The sequence below is a fragment of the Corallococcus sicarius genome, assembly GCF_003611735.1.
Taxonomy (GTDB): domain Bacteria; phylum Myxococcota; class Myxococcia; order Myxococcales; family Myxococcaceae; genus Corallococcus; species Corallococcus sicarius.
On sequence record NZ_RAWG01000022.1, the window covers coordinates 36,600 to 53,676 of the forward strand.

Here is a 17,077-nt window from a genome sequence, read left to right on the forward strand (position 1 = left end):
GCGTCACGCGCACGTCCTCCGAGAGGTCCACCTCCGTGCCCATCCGTTCCGCGACGGCCGCCTTCGGGCTGGCCGCCGCCCTGCTCTGTTCGAACCCCGTTGGCGCGGCGCCGCACACGTACTTGCGGGCCGTCGTCCACACCGAGAACCTGACGCTCGAAGCCGTCCTCGCGCTGGCCCGTGAGCGTGCGCCGGCCCTGGTGGAGGCCCGCGCACGCGTCCAGGCCGCCCGGGGTGCCGTGGCGGGCGCCGCCCCCCTGCTGCATGGCAATCCCCAGGTCGACGTCCAGGCCGGCCCGCGCCGGCTCGTCACCGGAGCACGGACGATGGATGTCGCCGCGGGGGTCTCGCAGCCCTTCGAGCTGGGGGGCCAGCAGGGCCTGCGCCGCGAGGCCGCGCGGGCCGGGCTCGCCCGCGAGGAGGCCCTGTTGCGCGACGCCGAACGGCTCGTCGTGGGCGAGGTGGCCAGCGCCTTCCTGCGCGTGCTGCACGCCCAGGAGCGGCTGAAGCTGGCGAACGCCGCCCTGCAAGCAGCGAGCGACACCGTGCTCGCCACCGGACACCGCTTCGATGCCGGAGACGTGCCCATCCTGGACTTCAACGTGGCCCGGGCAGCCCGGGCCCGGATCCGGGTGGAAGCCACGAACGCCGAAGGTGAGGTGAACGCGCTGCAGGACGAGCTGCGTGCGCTGCTGGGCGTGAGCTTCACGGAGGCCGCCAGCATCCAGGGCGACCTGCGTGCCCTGGCCCTGGCGCCGCTTCGCGGCCCCGGGGGGGACAAGAAGCTGGAGCGCTCGGACCTCACGGCGCTGGAGGAGCAGGAGGCCCAGGCCCAGGCCACCGCCACCCTGGGCCGACGCGAAGCGCTGCCGGACGTGTCCCTGGGCGTTCGCTACCAGCGCGAGGCGAATGAGACGGTGCTGTTGGGAACGCTCAGCGTGCCGCTGCCCCTCTTCGCCCGGGGGCAGGAGGCGCGCATCTCCGCGGAGGCGCAGGTGGTGGGTGCCCAGAAGGCCCTGAAGGCCGCGCGCCAGGCCGTGTCGAACCAGATGAACGCCGCGAGGATTCGCTTCAACGCGCGTGTGGAGGCCCTGGATGTGTTCGAGCAGGAAGGAGGGCTGCTGCTGCTCACCGACAACGAAGCGCTCGCCCGGCGCTCCTACGACGCCGGGGAGCTGGATCTCGCCGGGTTCATGCTCATCCGCCGCGACGTGATGGAGACGCGGGCCGCGTGGCTCGACAGCCTCCTCCAGGCAGGGCTCGCTCGCGTGCGCTACGCCGTGGAAATGGGAGTCTCGCCATGAAGTCCGCCCTCCTGCTGTTGACCGCCCTGCTGGGCCTCACCGCCTGCAAGCCCTCGAAGGCCGGCCACGACGACGCGCATGGCGAGCGCGAAGAGCACGGGCATGACGAGGCCTCGTCCGGGAAGGCCCACGTCGAGGACGGCAAGGAGATCCACGTGCACGTCCCCCAGGAGATGCTCCGGGACCTGCGCGTCACCACGGCGAAGGTGGAGGCGCGCCCCGGTGGGGAGAGCGTCACCGCGCTGGGGGAGCTGACCTTCAGCGAGGACGCCTACGCGGAGGTGGCCACGCCCGTGCCCGCGCGCGTGGCCGCCGTCCTCGTCACCACGGGGCAGGCGGTGAAGCAGGGCCAGCGGCTGGCGGAGCTCCAGAGTCCGGAGCTGGGCCGCGCCCGCGCGGAGCTTCAGGCCGCGCAGGCCCGCGCCACCGCCGCGCGTCAGGCCGCGGACCGCAAGCGCTCGCTGGCCGCGGAGCACATCGTCGCGCGCAAGGACGTGCAGTCCGCCGAAGCGGAGGCCACCGCGGCGGACGCGGAGGTCGCCGCCGCGAAGGCCTCGTTGAATTCCCTGGGCGCGAGCAGCACCGCGACGGACGGGACGCCGGGCTTCGCGCTCACGGCCCCCATCGCTGGCACCATCATCGAACGCGCGGCGCGGCTGGGGCAGATGGCGGATCCGGCGCAGCCGCTCTTCCGCATTGGCGATCTGTCGTCGCTGTGGCTCATCGTGCACGCCTTCGAGCGGGACGCGGTGCGGCTGAAGCCCGGCGCCGAGGCGCGCGTGACGTTCGCGGCGTTCCCGGGCCAGGAGTTCGCCGCGAAGGTGGGCCACGTGGGGCAGCGCGTGGACCCGTCCAGCCGGACCATCCCCGTGCGGCTGGAGCTGTCCAACGACAAGGGGCTGCTGCGGCCGGGCATGTCCGCGACGGCGTCCGTGCCCCTGGGCGACCCGGGCACCACGCTCACCGCGGTGCCGGCCGCCGCGCTCCAGCGCCTGGAGAACGGCTGGGTGGCCTTCGTGCCGACGCCGGAGGCGGGCGTCTTCGAGCAGCGCGAGGTGGGCCGGGGCCGCAGCGTGGGCGCGCAGGTGGAGGTGCTGTCGGGGCTCGCCGTCGGGGAGCAGGTGGTGGTGGACGGCGCGTTCCTCCTCAAGGCCGAGGTGGAGAAATCAAAGGGCGGGGGCGACGAGCATGGCCACTGATCCACGCACGTCCCTGCCGGGACGCATCCTGGCGACCTCCTTCGCCCGGCCCGGCCTGACGGTGGTGCTCGTCCTGGCGCTGGCGGCGTTCGGCGCGGTGGCGCTCAAGAACCTGCGCCAGGACGTCTTCCCGGACCTGTCCGCGCCCATCTTCAACATCATCGTGCAGAACGCGGCCATGGGCGCCGAGGAGCTGGAGACGGCGGTGGCCATCCCCATGGAGGTGGCGCTGGCGGGCCTGCCGCAGGTGCGCCGCATCCGCTCCACCTCGCAGCTGGGCGTCACGCAGGTCACCGTGGAGTTCGAACCGGACGCGGACTACTTCCGCAGCCGCCAGTACGTCGCGGAGCGCGTGGGCCAGGCCCAGGGCGAATTGCCCCCCGGCACCGACGCGCCGCTCGTGTCCAGCCTCACCGGCCGCCTCAACGAGGTGTTCGAGTTCACGCTGGAGGCGGAGCCCGGCAGCGCGGACCTGATGGCGCTCCGGGACCTGGCGGAGTTCGACTTCAAGAACCGGCTGCTCGCGGTGCCCGGCGTCTCCGGCGTGGAGCGGCTGGGCGGCTACCTGCGCCAGTTCCAGGTGCTGCTGGATCCGGATCAGCTCGTCGCGCGAGGCGTCACCCTCAACGAAGTGCAGCACGGCCTGGAGGGCGCCAGCGTCAACGCGTCCGGAGGCTTCGTCGTGCAGGGCCCCATGGAGTGGGCCGTGCGCGCGGTGGGGCGCGCGGAGACGGTGGAGGACCTGAGCAACACCGTGGTCGCGCTGCGCGACGGCACCCCGGTGCTGCTGGGGGACGTGGCGGACGTGCGCGAGGCACCGGCGCTGCGGCGGGGCCTGGCGCACCGGCTCAAGGGCGAGGTGGTGAGCTGCCGCGTGAGCAAGCAGTTCGGCGCGGACACGGTGCAGGTGACGCAAGGGGTGCGCGCGGCCCTGGAAGAGCTGCGCCGCTCGCTGCCCCCGGGGGTGGAGCTGCGCGTCGTCTATGACCAATCAGAGCTGGTGGGCTCCGCGCTGGGCGGCGTGGGCCGGGCCATCCTGCTGGGCGCGTTCCTGGTGGTGCTGGTGCTCTTCCTGCTCCTGGGAGACTGGCGGGCCGCGCTCATCGTCACGCTCACCCTGCCCCTGTCGCTGGCGCTGGCGGGGCTGCTGCTGAAGGCGGCGGGCATCGGGTTGAACACGATGACGCTGGGAGGCCTGGCCATCGCGGTGGGCCTGCTGGTGGACGCGGCCATCATCGTCGTGGAGAACGTCATCCACGACCTGCGCGAAGGCCGGGGCCGCCGCTCGGTGCGCGAGGAGGCGCTGGCCGCGGCCATGGAGGTGGGCCGCCCCATCGCGTTCGCCACGCTCATCGTCGTGTCGGTGTTCATCCCGCTGTTCGCGATGACGGGCATCGAGGGCCGCATGTACCAGCCGCTCGCGGCGGCGGTGGTGGCGTGTCTGGCCGCGTCGCTGGGCCTGGCGCTCACGCTGGTGCCGGTGGTGTCCGGGCTCCTGCTGCGGGCCCCGCGCGAGGGCGCGCCGGAAGACGTGTGGCTCATCCGCAAGGCGAAGGCGGTGTACGCGCCCCTGCTGGACACGTGCATGCGTCACGCGGGACGGGTGCGCGTGGTGGCGCTGGCCATCACCGTGCCCGCGCTGGGGCTGGCCACGCTGGTGGGCAGCGACTTCATGCCCCGGCTGGATGAAGGCGCCTTCCTGCTCCAGACGGTGCTGCCCCCGGAGGCGTCGCTGGACGAGGTGGACCGGCTCAACCACCGCGTGGAGGACGTGCTGCGCGAGTTCCCGGAGGTGGAGGACGTGGTGCGGCGCACCGGCCGCGCCGAGCGCACCGAGGACCCGATGCCCCACACCCTGTCCGACGTGCTGGTGGTCCTCAAGAAGGACGTCACCGGGGACCGCGAGGCGCTGGAGTCACGGATGCGCGAGGCGGTGGAGAAGGTGCCCGGCGTGTCCGCGCTCTTCACCACGCCGCTGGGGATGCGCATCGACGAGGGGCTGGGCGGCAGTCCGGCGGACCTGTCCGTGCGCATCTTCGGGCCGGACCTGGACACGCTCGCGTCGCTCGCGGAGCGCACGCAGGCGTTGATGGCCAAGGTGGAGGGCGTGGAGGACCTGCGGGTGGAGAAGCTGAGCGGCCTGCCGCAGCTGCGCATCCAGGTGAACCGCGCCGCGGTGGCGCGCGTGGGGCTGACCCCCGGGGACGTCATCCGCGCCGTGCGCGTGGGGCTCGTGGGCGAGGAGGCCGCGCAGATCTGGAAGGGCCAGCGCCGGTATGACCTGGTGCTGCGGCTGGCGGATCACCGCCGGGGTGACGTGAACGCCCTGCGCAACCTGCTGGTGGACGGGCACGACGGCACGCGCATCCCCTTGAGCCAGCTCGCGACGATTGAAGAGACCTTCGGCGCGGGCAGCGTGCGGCGGGAGGCGGGCAGCCGGCGCATTGCCGTCGAGGCGGGCGTGACGGGCCGGGACCTGGGCAGCACGGCGGCGGAGCTGCGCGAGGTGCTGGATGCGCAGCTGAAGCTGCCCACGGGCTACTTCGTCGACGTGGGCGGCAAGGTGGAGAGCCAGGAGCGCGCCGCGCAGTCGTTGACGGCGGCCATCGCGCTGGCGCTGCTGGCGGTGTTCATCCTCCTGTACCTCGCACTGGACTCGGTGGCGGAGGCACTGGTCATCCTGGCCACACTGCCGGACGCGTTCGTGGGCGGCATCCTCGCGCTGCTCCTCGCGGGCGAGACCTGGAACGTGTCCAGCCTCGTGGGGCTCATCGGCCTGTTCGGCATCGCGGTGCAGAACGGCCTGGTGCTCGTGTCGCAGACGAAGGAGCTCATCGCCCGGGGCAGGCCCTTCAATGAGGCCGTGCGCGAGGCGAGCCTCGGCCGGGTGCGCCCCAAGCTGATGACGGCGGCCACCGCCATCCTCGGCCTGCTGCCCCTGCTGGTGCTGCCGCTGCATGGCACGGAGATCGAGCGACCGCTGGCGGTGGTGATGGTGGGCGGGCTCGTCACGTCCACCCTCTTCACGCTGCTGGCCCTGCCCACGTTCTACGCGCTGGTGCACGGCTACCAGGAGCGCTTCGCGGCCCGCAGGGCGGCGCGGAAGGCGACGACATGAGCCTGTCGCCCGAAGCGCTCGAAGCCCTGCTGCGCCATCGCCAGGCGTTCCTCGCGTTCCTCACCCCGCGCGTGGGAGGCCCGGAGGCGGCCCGTGAGGTGTTGCAGGCCGCCTTCGTGAAGGGCCTGGAAGCGGGAGGGGCGCTGCGCGAGGAGCAGAGCGCGGTGGCCTGGTTCTACCGGCTCTTGCGCAACGCGCTGGTGGACGCGCACCGCCGCGCCCGCCGCGAAGACAGCGCGCGGGAGTCCCTGGCCCGCGAACAACCCCTGTCCACGGAGGACGCCTCGGCGCTGGAGACGACGGTGTGCGGCTGCGTGGTGGGGCTCGCGGACACCCTCAAGCCCGAGTACGCCCAGGCGGTGCGGCGCGTGGACCTGGAGGGCGTGGGCGTCGCCTCGTTCGCCCAGGAGGCGGGCATCTCCCCCAACAACGCCGCCGTCCGGCTGCACCGGGCCCGGCAGGCCCTGGGACGAAGGCTGCTGGAGCTGTGCGGCCGCTGCTGTGCGGAGGGGTGCGTGGACTGCACTTGCGCGCGCCCATGAAAATGTCAGGTGTAAGAGCGCGCGGGCCCGAGCGTCAGCAGGGGGAAACAGGGACGGTGGAGCCGTCCCCCTCCTTTCGAGTCGCCCATGGACGTCACCACCTTCACCCGGCTGGCCCTGCCCCTCGCCACCCTCGCCTTCCTCCTCTTCGCCATGGTGCTGCCGTCAGTCCGGCTGAGCCGGCGCACGGGCCGTCCCGCGCTGGTGCTGCACCGCTCAGGGCCGCCGCTCCAGCGGGTGATTGGCGTGGGCATGGCCCTGTTCATGGGGGCCATCGTGCTCTGGAGCGCGGCGCTCCTCGCGTTGGGGGAGGCGGCGCTGGGGGTCTGGGCGGTGCCCGGATCCGTCCGGTGGAGCGGCTGGGCGCTGGTCGTCGCGGGCTTCGTCGTCACGGTCCGCGCGCAGCTGGAGATGGGCGCGTCGTGGCGCATCGGCATCGACTCCGAACGGACGGAGCTGGTGACGGGCGGCCTCTTCAACGTCGTTCGCAATCCCATCTTCAGCGGCATGCTCGCCGTGGTGACGGGCGTGACACTCGCGACCCCGAGCGCATGGACCGTCATGGGCTGGCTCGACTACGTGCTGCTGGTCTCGCTGCAGGTGAGGCTGGAAGAGGACCACCTGCAGGGGCTGCACGGGAGCGCCTACCAGCGCTATGCGGCGCGGGTGGGCCGCTTCATCCCGGGCGTGGGATTGCGATAACCAACAGCGTTCGAGGTCTCGAGTGAACTGGAAATACCCCTCCCTCTTCGCCGCCTTCCTCCTGGGGGGCTGTGCCTCCGTCCAGAAGGAGCGAGGACACATGGAAGTGGCCGCGCTCGTGGAGGAGCGCACGGGCCTGAAGACCCGCTGGAACCAGGGGACCCCGGAGGACGCGCAGGTGCAGCAGCACCTGGATGCCCTGCTGCGCGGGGACCTCACGTCGGACCACGCGGTGGAGGTGGCGCTGCTCAACAACCCGGCCCTCCAGGGGACGTACGAGGAGCTGGGCGTGTCCCAGGCGGACATGGTGCAGGCCGGCCTGCTGACCAACCCGACCTTCGACGGGAGCATCGGCTTCCCGCTCTCCTCCTCCGGCGACACCGAGCACGAGTTCTCCATCGTCCAGAGCTTCGTGGACCTCTTCACGCTGCCCCTGCGCAAGCGGGTGGCGAACGAGCAGTTCATCGCGGACACGCTGCGCGTCGCGCATGAGGCGCTGGCCACCGCGGCGGAGGTCCGCCAGACGTACGCGGAGGTGCAGGCCCACCAGCAGCTCGTCGCACTGCGCCGCGAAGTCCTCGTGGCCGCGGACGCCGCCGCGGAGCTCGCGACCCGGCAGCGCGCCGCGGGCAACGTGACGGTCCTGGCGCTCGCGACCGAGCAGGCGTCCCTGGAGCAGGCCCGGCTGGAGCTGGCCCAGGACGAGCTGGCGCTGTTCGAGTCCCGCGAGCACCTCAACCGGCTGATGGGCCTCTACGGCGCGCGGGTGCAGTGGACGCTGTCGCAGAAGCTGCCGGAGGTGCCCGCGGCCGAGTCGTCGCTGGAGCACCTGGAGACGCTCGCCATCCGGCAGCGGCTGGACATCGACGCGGCGCGGAAGCAGACGTCGCTGTTGTGGAATGCGCTGGAGCTGGCGCGCAGCACGCGCTTCTTCGGCCGCGTGGAGGTGGGCGTGCACACGCACCGCGACGCGAACGGACCCCGCCTGTTCGGCCCCACGCTGTCGCTGGAGCTGCCCATCTTCGATCAGCGCCAGGGGCTCATCGCGAGGCTGGAGGCGCAGTACCGCCAGGGCGAGAACCGGTTGACGGAGCTGTCCGTCAACGCCCGCTCGGACGTGCGGGCCATGAGGGCGCGGCTGATGACGCTGCGGAACATGGCGGACCGTTATCAGAAGGTCGTGCTCCCCCTGCGCACCACCATCCTTGAAGAGTCCCAGCGCCAGTACAACGCGATGCAGATCGGCCTCCCCGCGCTCCTCGTCGCCCGCCGTGAACAGGTGGAGGCGTGGCGGGCCTATCTGGAGGCCGTCCGCGACTACTGGATGGCGCGGGCCGACCTGGAACGCCTCGTGGGAGGCCGCCTGCCGGCCGGCGCGACTCCCGCGGCCCCGCCTCCTCCCTCCCCCCCTCCTCCTTCTCCGGAAACTCCCCATGAGCACGCACCGCACTGACGACCCGCGCACGGCGCCCGAGGACACGGAAGCCGAGACCACGAACCCGCCGGAAGCCCCCGGCCTCACCCGCCGCAGCATGCTGGCGCGCACCGGCGCTTCACTGGCGACGGGCGCCCTGCTGATGAAGAGCGGCGCCGCCCAGGCACAGTCGGACGTGCCCGGCGCGAAGCGTCCCCGGCAGGGCTCCGCCGCGGACACGGGCGGCCCCGTCGCCCGGCAGACACACCTGCCGCCGGGCAGGGCCGGGCGCGACTACCGGCCCGTCGTGGTGCCCAACGGCTCGAAGCTGCCGTGGAAGGACGTGAACGGCGTGAAGGTGTTCCACATGGTGGCGCAGGAGGTGGAGCACGAATTCGCTCCGGGCCTCAAGGCCACGTGCTGGGGCTACAACGGCCACGTGCACGGGCCCACCATCGAGGTGGTGGAGGGCGACCGCGTCCGCTTCTACGTCACCAACCGGCTGCCCGCGAACACCACGGTGCACTGGCACGGCATCCTGCTGCCCAGCGGCATGGACGGCGTGGGCGGGCTCAGCCAGAAGTCCATCGCGCCGGGGGAGACGTACCGCTACGAGTTCACGGTGCGGCAGTCGGGCACGGGCATGTATCACTCGCACCACGACGAGATGACGCAGATGGCCCTGGGCATGGTGGGGATGTTCATCATCCATCCGCGCAAGCCGGTGGGCCCCCGCATCGACCGCGACTTCGCCATCATGTTGCACGAGTGGCGCATCGACCCGGGCACGAAGCGCCCGGATCCCAATGAGATGACGGACTTCAACATCCTGACGATGAACGCGCGGGCGTTCCCGGGCACGGAGCCGCTCGTCGTCCGGCAGGGAGAGCGGGTGCGCATCCGCTTCGGCAACCTGAGCGCGATGGACCACCACCCCATCCACCTGCACGGCTACCAGTTCCTCATCACGGAGACGGACGGGGGCCGCATCCCGGAAAGCGCGCAGTGGCCGGAGACGACGGTGCTCGTCCCCACCGGCAGCACGCGCACCATCGAGTTCGTGGCGGATGAACCCGGTGACTGGGCCATGCACTGTCACATGACCCACCACGTGATGAACCAGATGGGCCACGACCTGCCCAATGTCGTCGGCATGAAGCCGGGGAACCTGGACGCGAAGGTGCGCCCGCTGCTGCCCGGCTACATGACCATGGGACAGACGGGCATGGGGGACATGGGCGGCATGCACCACATGCCGGTACCCGACAACTCCATCGCCATGGTGGGGGGCAAGGGGCCCTACGACGAGATCACGATGGGCGGCATGTTCACCATCCTCAAGGTGCGCCAGCGGCTGGAAGGCGAAGGAGACCCCGGCTGGTACACGCCTCCGCCCGGGACGCTGGCACAGCTGGCTTTGGCGGACGAGCTGCGCCGCGACGGCATCGACGTGAATGCCCCTCCCGGCGCGGACCCGGGCAGCCCACGGCGCGGCTGAAGCTTTGCCAGCCCCCGCCATCCCTTGCGCAAACCGTGGGTGACAGCCAATTTTGGAGGAGTCTGTTCAAACCAGACCTTCCTTGGCCGTGTTGCTCGCCCTCCGGTACCACGGGTGCTAGTCCGGCTCTGGCCCGTCTGAGGCCGGAGAAAGCACCATGGTCAGCGTCGCGGAAATCATCCGGAGTCATCACGGCGAGATCATGCGCCTGTGGACAGAGGAGGCGACGCGGGCCGCGTCGGCCCGGGGGCTGAACGCGCCTGAGTTCAGGAACATCATGCCGACCTACCTGACCTCCCTCGCGGACAAGCGGGAGCCCACGGGTACAGGCGCCAGCGTGCAGCAGAAGCACGTCGAGAGCCACGTGTCCGCGCGGCTCCGCCAGGGATTCCATGTGGCGGAGGTCGTGGAGGAGTTCGCCATCCTGGGACGGTGCATCACCCGGATGTGGGCCGCCGTTCCCCCGGTAGGCCAGCCCGATGCCCACGACGTCGAGTGGCTCTTCACGGAGCTGCATGCCGCCACGACGTCCGTGACGGAGCTCTTCACCCGGCACCTGCTGGAGGACGAGCAGACGGAGAAGCGCTACCTGCGGCTGCTCCAGAAGGTGGCGAGCGAGGCGCTGGCGGACGAGTCGACCCTGGGGAACCGGATGAAGGAGGTCCTCGGGCTGATCTGCGAAGCCATGGGAGCCCAGAGCGCCGCGCTGCTTCTGTACGACCCGAAGCGCCAGAAGCTCGTGGCGACGGCCGCCGTGGGAGAGGCGGAGGAGCAGCTGGGGCAGTACGCGGCTTCGCTGGACCTGTCGTCCTTCGCGGGACAGATCGCGGCCGCGGGCGAGGAGACCAGCTCGCTCTGGGATGCCAAGACCACGACGAGCAAGGTGAGCGATACGCTCCGCCGCAGCGGCATCCACTCCGTGCTCGGGGTCCGACTTCCACCCCACCAGTCGCTGGTGGGCGTCGTGTACGTGGGCATCTCCGAGGTCCGGGACTTCACCCTCCGGGAGAAGACGCGACTCCAGGCGCTGGGACAGAACCTGAGCATCCACCTGGAGACCTCCCGCCTGTACGCCGACCTGCAGGAGAAGATCGAAGCGCTCCAGACCGAACGGGACCTTCGTGAGCGGTTCGTCTCCGTCCTGGCCCATGACCTGCGCGGCCCCCTGGCGGCTGCGAAGATGAGCGCCCAGCTGCTCATGCGCTCCCCGGAGAAGCTGGACGAGCGGCGCGACCTGGCGATGAAGATCGACCGGAACATCGACCGCACGGACCAGATGGTCCGGGACCTGCTCGACGCCAACCGCATCCGCGCGGGCGAGCGGCTCCCGCTTCGACTCACCCAATGCGACCTGGGCGACATCGCCCACGAGGTCGTGGAGGAGCTGACCTCGCTGCACGGAAACCGGTTCGTCCTCAAGACGAGCGACCGTGTCCAGGGCCACTGGAGCGCCGAGGAGCTGCGCCGGGCCTTGTGGAACCTGGGAAGCAATGCGCTCAAGTACGGCGCGACCGAACAGCGCATCACCTTCACGGTCACGCGGACCGACACGCTGGCCCGGGCTTCCGTGCACAACGAGGGGCCCATGATTCCCCACGTCGAACAGGGGAACATCTTCCGGCCCTTCTCCCGGTCGCGCTCCGCGCAGGCGGGCCCTTCGAAGGGCTGGGGGTTGGGACTGACGTTGGTGTGGGGCTGCGCCCAGGCCCACGGCGGAGCGGTCATCCTCACGAGCGAGGCCGACACGGGGACGACCTTCACCCTGGAGCTGCCCTGGGATGCCCGGCCGTTCCAGCCCGTCGCGGAATAGGCCCGAGCGAGCACACGGACGACCGCCGTTCATTCTTTCGCGAGAACAGCGGCGCAGCGCTCGCGGCATCCGCATCCTTGGGAGTGGGAAGGAGCAGGCACATGCGATTTTCAGAAGGCGTCCTGAAGGGCCGCACGGTCGTCGCGGACGGGGGGCAGGAGCTCGGGACCGTGGAGACCCTGGTCATCGACGGTGCGAGCTGGAGGGTCGAGGCCCTCCAGGTGAAGTTGAACTCGGAGACCGCGGAGAAGCTGGGCAAATACTGGAACTACTTCCACGCGGGCCGGATTGAATTGCCCATCCGCCTCGTGCACTCGGTGAGTGACACGGTGCTCCTGTCCGCCACCATGGACGAGCTGCGACAGGTGCTCGCCTCCGATTCCGAGTCCGCCCCCGCGCCCTGACGCGCGGCGGTCCCATGCCGGCACACCCCAGGAGCGGCAGGAGGCTGCGGATACAGGTACATTCGGGGAACTCCCGGAGGCCCTGCCCATGACCCACCCTCTGCCGACGCTGGAACGACTTCCTCGCGGAGCGCTCACGCTGTTCCGCATCCTGGCGCTGATCCGCATGGGCCTGTACGGAGCGCTGTCGTTCGGCGTGGCGCTGGCGTTGTCGTTCGCGGGGGTGGAGCACTGGCCCTTCCTGGTGCCGTGCGCGGTGGTGCTGGGGCTGAGCGTGCTGACGGCGTGGTATCCGCAGCGCGCGCACGAGCGGTGGGGATGGGCGCTGCGCGAGCACGACCTGGTCATCTCCCACGGCGTGCTGCTGCATCAGGTGGTGTCCATCCCGGCGGGACGCATCCAGCACGTGGACGTCCACCAGGGCCCCATCGAGCGGGCGCTGGGGCTGGCGCGCCTGCAGATCTTCACCGCGTCGGGCCGCGGCGCGGACGGAGAGATTCCGGGCCTCACCCGGCAGACGGCGGACGCGCTGCGTGAGCGGTTGGTGCGGCGCGAGGCCGACGATGTCGTCTGAGGGGCAGCCCGCTGTCTCCGGACAGGCGCTGTCGTCCACGGAAGAGGTCCCCTGGAAGCGGTTGAGCGCGAAGGCGCCCGTCGCGGCGCTGGTGCCCATCTCCACGGTAATCGGACGCATGCTGCTCACCGCGCTGCTGCCCACGTACTTCGCGGGGGAGCGCGGCCTGCCCGTCATCCTGTGGATCATCGTCTCGGTCATCGCGCTGGTGATGCTCGCGGCCGGGCTCTATGAGGTGGCCACGTTGAGCTACCGCGTGGTGGGCGCGCAGCTGGAGATCCGCTCCGGCGTGCTCACGCGCTCGTCGCGCTTCATCGAGGCGGCGCGGGTGCAGAACACGGAGGTGCTCCAGCCCTTCGTGTCGAAGCTGCTCGGGCTCGTGGAGGTGAAGGTGGAGACGGCGTCCGGCGGCAAGGCGGACGGCCACCTGCAGGGGCTGACGCCGGAGGACGCCCAGGCGTTGATCCAGGCGCTCCAGGCGGTGCGCGGCGAAGCTTCCAGGGTGCTCCTGCCGGGAGAGTCCTCCGCGGACGAGCGGGTGCTCTCCGAAGCGCGGCTGGGAGACCTGCTGCTCTACGGCGCGACGGCGCTGGGCGTGGGTGTCCTCGCGGTGGTGTTGAGCGCCCTGCATGAGATCACCGAGACGTTCCACAAGCTGCTGCTGCCGTGGATGGAGAAGCACTGGGAGCTGATGGCGGCCCCGGGCATGGGGTGGCTGGCGGCGACGGTGGCGGCGCTCGCGGGGCTGTTCGGCCTGTGGCTGGTGAGTGGCGCCCGCGCGGTGCTGCGCTTCCATGGCTTCCGGCTGGTGGACACCGGCACGCACCTGCGCGCGGTGGGTGGGCTCATCACGCGTCGGCAGGTGACGGTGCGGCGGGCGCGCATCCAGCAGGTGGTGCTGGATGAACCGTTCCTGCGCCGCATGCTGGGCTTCGGTTCGGTGGAGGTGGAGACCGCGGGTGTCCGCACGGGCAAGGAGTCCTCGGAGCGAGCCGAGCTGCTGGTGCCCGTGGTGCCCACCACCCGGATGCCCGAGCTGCTGCGCGAGTTCGTGCCGGACCTGCCCGCCGACATCGACGCCCTGCCCTTGCGGCCCGCGCACCTGAAGGCGCTCCTGCGGGCGAGGATCCGAGCCGTGGTCCTGAGCGTGCTGGTGGCCGCGCCCGCGACGTGGTTCTGGGGAGCCTGGGGCGCGCTGGCGTGGGGGCTGGTGCCGGTGCAGCTGCTGAGCGCGTGGTTCGACTGGCGCTTCCAGGGATGGCTCGTCACCGACACGCTGGTGGTGGTGCGTCAGGGCTTCTGGCGGAGGCGCACGACGGTGGTGCAGCGAGCGCGCATCCAGTCCGTCCGCGCGCGACAGGGGCCGCTGGAGCGCGGCTATGGCATTGGCCACGTGCGCATCGACGTGGCGGGCTCGCAGGTCGTGCTGCCCAGCGTGGGTTGGGAGGAGGCCCAGTCGCTCATCGACCAGCTCCCGGGCCGACGTCCGTCCCGAGGCGCGCGGCTGCCGGGGTAGCTCCGCTTCCGCGAGGAGCGCATCAATCCCATCCAGGAGGGAACGTCACATTGCCCAGCGTCACGGCGCGCAGGCCCGTCTCCTCCCACAACTTGAGATTGAAAGTCGCCTGCGGGGAGATAAGAGAGACATCGGCTTCGACACCGTCCGGGCCAGGACACCCAGGCCCTCCTTCGCGGACTTCGCGGAAAGTGAAGGAATATGCTCACAAGCTCGGCGCTCGATGAGCTGGGCGGAACCTAGAAGCGCCCTGCTGTTTTCGATCCAGTTCACTCCGCCGAGCGTCGACGAGATGGCAGGCAGACAACGCAGCGAAGCACCGAGGGACAAGCAATGCACCCGGCAGACCTAATGAGGTTTGATGGCGCTGCTCGTGGCAGTGGCGATGGCAAACCTCGGATGCGCCCACACGCAAGTACCCGAGCGAAAGGTGTACGTAATCGCCGCTGACGCAAGCAGCATCGACTTCAAAGAAGATGCGCGCGGGATCGGCGGATCTGGCGCAGAGGCTTACTGCAACGAACTTCAAATACAGTGCTACGACAACTGCTGGGGGCGCAAGCCTCCCATTTGGAGCATCAAGAAACACTCCGCCATGCACCGCGAATTCTGCACCAAGAAGTGCCGCGAAGAATTCAATAAGTGCGTCGACAAGCAAGAGGAAATTGAGCGACAAGACTCACTCAGCAAGAGACTGACTTTCCCAAACATCGACGCTGCGCGCGACTGGCTCCAAGAGCACACACCCGAGGCACCGCCCGGAACTACCGTCGTTGTGGCCGGAGTGGTCTTTGTGATTGCCATAATTGGTAGCGGGCTCGTTCTCGTCCCCATCTAATACAAAACCACAACTAGAAGGCGAAAGGCGCGGCGTTGCCATGCCCTACATTCCAGACTTCGACACAGATGCAATTCTCAGCATCCTTGGAGCTATTGGCCAAAAGTACCCGGAGGGCTCGCCAGAAAGAGATGCAACCGAGCTTGCGCAGATTGCATTGATCTATCCTCGCCACGTCAGAAGAGAGGATGAATTCCGTAGGTTCTATAGGGATTTTTTTGACCCCTCATTCAAGCTCACGGTCTCCCATGAGTTCGCAACTCAGGAAGATGCAGATAAATGGCTCACCCGTGGGAAGGCCAAGGACGCAGAGCGCGTCAGAATCGCTGGCAAGGGTTTCATGGTTGTTCAATTGCCTGGGCGATTTGCGTTCATGAGCGCACCGCTTGAAGGGGAAGAGGTGAAGACAGAAGAATCAGAAGAGGATACCAAGTAGGCGATTTCGGGCCGTGGCGCCCGCCCGATGCGCGGCGGTGGCCAGGACCCGAGCCCTGGTAAGACATCCCGTGAGCCTCGGTCGGCCATGTTCCGAAACGCTCCCTCCCGGCCCGTCAGTCAGCGCGCTGCGCCAGCGCCTTCATCCAGATGACGACGGCCGCGGCGCCCGCGTCGGGAATCCCCTTCGCGCGATCTCCCAGGTAGCTGGCCCGTCCCAGCCTCGGCGCCATGCTGGCGGTCGCCTCCGCGCCCTGCTCCGCCGCGAGCGTCGCATCCCTCCACGCGTCGCCCAGCGACTTGCCCTCGCGCACGGAGCGCACCAACACCTCCGCCGCCGGGTGCAGCGCATCCACCATGGTCCGGTCTCCAGGCTTCGCGCCGCCCAGCTCCGACACCGCGCCCACGGCCACCTGGAATGCCTTCGCCCAGGCCGCCGCATCCGGAACCCGGTTCGCCAGGTGCCGGGCGGCCCTCAGCAGCGCCGTCGCATAGAACGGTCCGGAGCTGCCAGCGATGTTCCGCCGCAGCGCCTGCCCCAGCTCCGTCAGCGCCCCCGACGGCGTGGCCCACGCGGTCTCCGGCAACGCACGGATGGCCGCCGCGCCTCGCGCCAGGCTCAAGCCCAGGTCCCCGTCCCCCGCCGCGCTGTCCAGCTCCGTCAGCCGCGCCTCCGCCGCATCCCACGCGTCCGCCACCGCCAACGCCGCCGCCCGCACCTGCACCATCTCCGGATGCTCCTTGGGATGTCCCTTGATGGTGGGGAGCACGTCCCGCACGGACACCACCCGGCGCTGCACCACCAGCGTCCCCTTGCCCGGCCACGCCGGTGCGTCCGTGGCCGCGTCCAGCCGCGCCAGCCGCGCGTCGTCCACCTTCAGGAGCGTGAGCGAACACCCCGGCATCTCCAACGCCGACAGGAACGTGCCCTGCCACGCGCGCTCTACCTTCACCCCGCGCCCCGAGAGGAACGCCAGCGCCCGGCGCGTGACGATCGCCAGCTCCATGGGCGGCGTGCCCCCCAGGCCGTTGACCATCAGCGCCACGCGCTCGCCCGCGCCCACCTTCCGGTCCTCCACGATGGTCGACAGCAACGTGTCCACCAACGCGTCCGCCGGCTGCATCGCCACCCGGCGCACGCCCTGCTCGCCGTGGATGCCCAGCCCCAGCTCCACCTCGTCCTCACCCAACGTGAAGCCCGGCCGCCCCGCCGCGGGCACCGTACACGGCCCCAGCGCCACGCCCATGCTGCCGAGCGCCTCGGCCGCCTCCGTCGCCTCGCGTGCCACCTCCGCCAGCGACGCACCCGCCGCCGCCGCCGCGCCCGCCACCTTGTGCACCAGCACCACGCCCGCGATGCCCCGCCGACGCGCGGGCTCCACCGTGTCGTGCAGCGCCACGTCGTCCGCCACCACGACGACCTCCGTGGGGATGCCCTCCGCCCGCGCCAGCTCCGCCGCGAGCCCGAAGTTGAGCCGGTCTCCCGTGTAGTTCTTCACGATGAGCAGCGCACCCGCCGTGCCCGCCACCGCGCGGATCGCCGCCAGCACCGCGTCCGCGCTGGGTGACGTGAACACGTCCCCCGCCACCGCCGCGTGCAACATGCCCGCGCCCACGTAGCCCGCGGGCGCCGGCTCGTGCCCGCTGCCTCCGCCGGACAAAATCGCCACCCGCCGAGCCCCCAGCGCCGCCGGCACGTCCGCGCGCACCACCACCGTCTCCC

General features: G+C 70.6%; 14 protein-coding genes. 13 read left to right on the plus strand and 1 reads right to left on the minus strand.

The window, feature by feature from the left end; all coding sequences use genetic code 11:
• Positions 1 to 35 precede the first annotated feature (35 nt).
• The 13 genes from D7X12_RS05295 (at position 36) to D7X12_RS05355 (ending at position 15,355) form a co-directional block, all read left to right on the plus strand.
• Positions 36 to 1,304, plus strand: a complete 1,269-nt coding sequence (locus D7X12_RS05295; protein WP_120624178.1) for a TolC family protein — start codon at positions 36 to 38, stop codon at positions 1,302 to 1,304.
• Positions 1,301 to 2,503, plus strand: a complete 1,203-nt coding sequence (locus D7X12_RS05300; RefSeq protein WP_120624179.1) for an efflux RND transporter periplasmic adaptor subunit — start codon at positions 1,301 to 1,303, stop codon at positions 2,501 to 2,503. Before D7X12_RS05295 ends, D7X12_RS05300 begins: the two co-directional genes overlap by 4 nt.
• Positions 2,493 to 5,621: an efflux RND transporter permease subunit gene (locus D7X12_RS05305; RefSeq protein WP_120624180.1), complete on the plus strand. Its 3,129-nt coding sequence runs from the start codon at positions 2,493 to 2,495 to the stop codon at positions 5,619 to 5,621. The genes D7X12_RS05300 and D7X12_RS05305 overlap by 11 nt, the downstream gene beginning before the upstream one ends.
• Complete coding sequence (locus D7X12_RS05310) at positions 5,618 to 6,163, plus strand: RNA polymerase sigma factor (RefSeq protein ID WP_120624181.1); 546 nt, start codon at positions 5,618 to 5,620, stop codon at positions 6,161 to 6,163. The genes D7X12_RS05305 and D7X12_RS05310 overlap by 4 nt, the downstream gene beginning before the upstream one ends.
• An 87-nt stretch (positions 6,164 to 6,250) precedes the next feature.
• Positions 6,251 to 6,865 (plus strand): methyltransferase family protein, encoded by a 615-nt coding sequence (locus D7X12_RS05315; RefSeq protein ID WP_120624182.1) that lies wholly within the window; start codon positions 6,251 to 6,253, stop codon positions 6,863 to 6,865.
• Positions 6,866 to 6,887: 22 nt separating this feature from the next.
• Entirely contained in the window at positions 6,888 to 8,318 is a 1,431-nt protein-coding gene (locus D7X12_RS05320; protein WP_244224361.1) for a TolC family protein, read from the plus strand.
• Entirely contained in the window at positions 8,299 to 9,777 is a 1,479-nt protein-coding gene (locus D7X12_RS05325; RefSeq protein ID WP_120624183.1) for a multicopper oxidase family protein, read from the plus strand. Before D7X12_RS05320 ends, D7X12_RS05325 begins: the two co-directional genes overlap by 20 nt.
• A 157-nt stretch (positions 9,778 to 9,934) precedes the next feature.
• Complete coding sequence (locus D7X12_RS44935; protein WP_120624184.1) at positions 9,935 to 11,587, plus strand: sensor histidine kinase; 1,653 nt, start codon at positions 9,935 to 9,937, stop codon at positions 11,585 to 11,587.
• Between the two features lie 101 nt (positions 11,588 to 11,688).
• Positions 11,689 to 11,991, plus strand: coding sequence for a PRC-barrel domain-containing protein (locus tag D7X12_RS05335; RefSeq protein WP_120624185.1), 303 nt, complete (start codon positions 11,689 to 11,691; stop codon positions 11,989 to 11,991).
• 88 nt (positions 11,992 to 12,079) lie between these two features.
• The gene (locus tag D7X12_RS05340; protein WP_120624186.1) at positions 12,080 to 12,565 is read left to right on the plus strand and encodes a PH domain-containing protein; all 486 of its coding nucleotides are present in this window, start codon (positions 12,080 to 12,082) and stop codon (positions 12,563 to 12,565) included.
• Positions 12,555 to 14,081, plus strand: coding sequence for a PH domain-containing protein (locus D7X12_RS05345; RefSeq protein ID WP_120624187.1), 1,527 nt, complete (start codon positions 12,555 to 12,557; stop codon positions 14,079 to 14,081). Before D7X12_RS05340 ends, D7X12_RS05345 begins: the two co-directional genes overlap by 11 nt.
• Before the next feature lie 361 nt (positions 14,082 to 14,442).
• Entirely contained in the window at positions 14,443 to 14,919 is a 477-nt protein-coding gene (locus D7X12_RS05350; RefSeq protein WP_120624188.1) for a hypothetical protein, read from the plus strand.
• Between the two features lie 40 nt (positions 14,920 to 14,959).
• Positions 14,960 to 15,355 (plus strand): hypothetical protein, encoded by a 396-nt coding sequence (locus D7X12_RS05355; RefSeq protein ID WP_120624189.1) that lies wholly within the window; start codon positions 14,960 to 14,962, stop codon positions 15,353 to 15,355.
• Between the two features lie 115 nt (positions 15,356 to 15,470).
• Here the strand turns inward: D7X12_RS05355 and D7X12_RS05360 are convergent.
• Positions 15,471 to 17,077: dihydroxyacetone kinase family protein (locus tag D7X12_RS05360; RefSeq protein ID WP_120624194.1), on the minus strand; the 1,607-nt coding region annotated here is incomplete at its 5' end.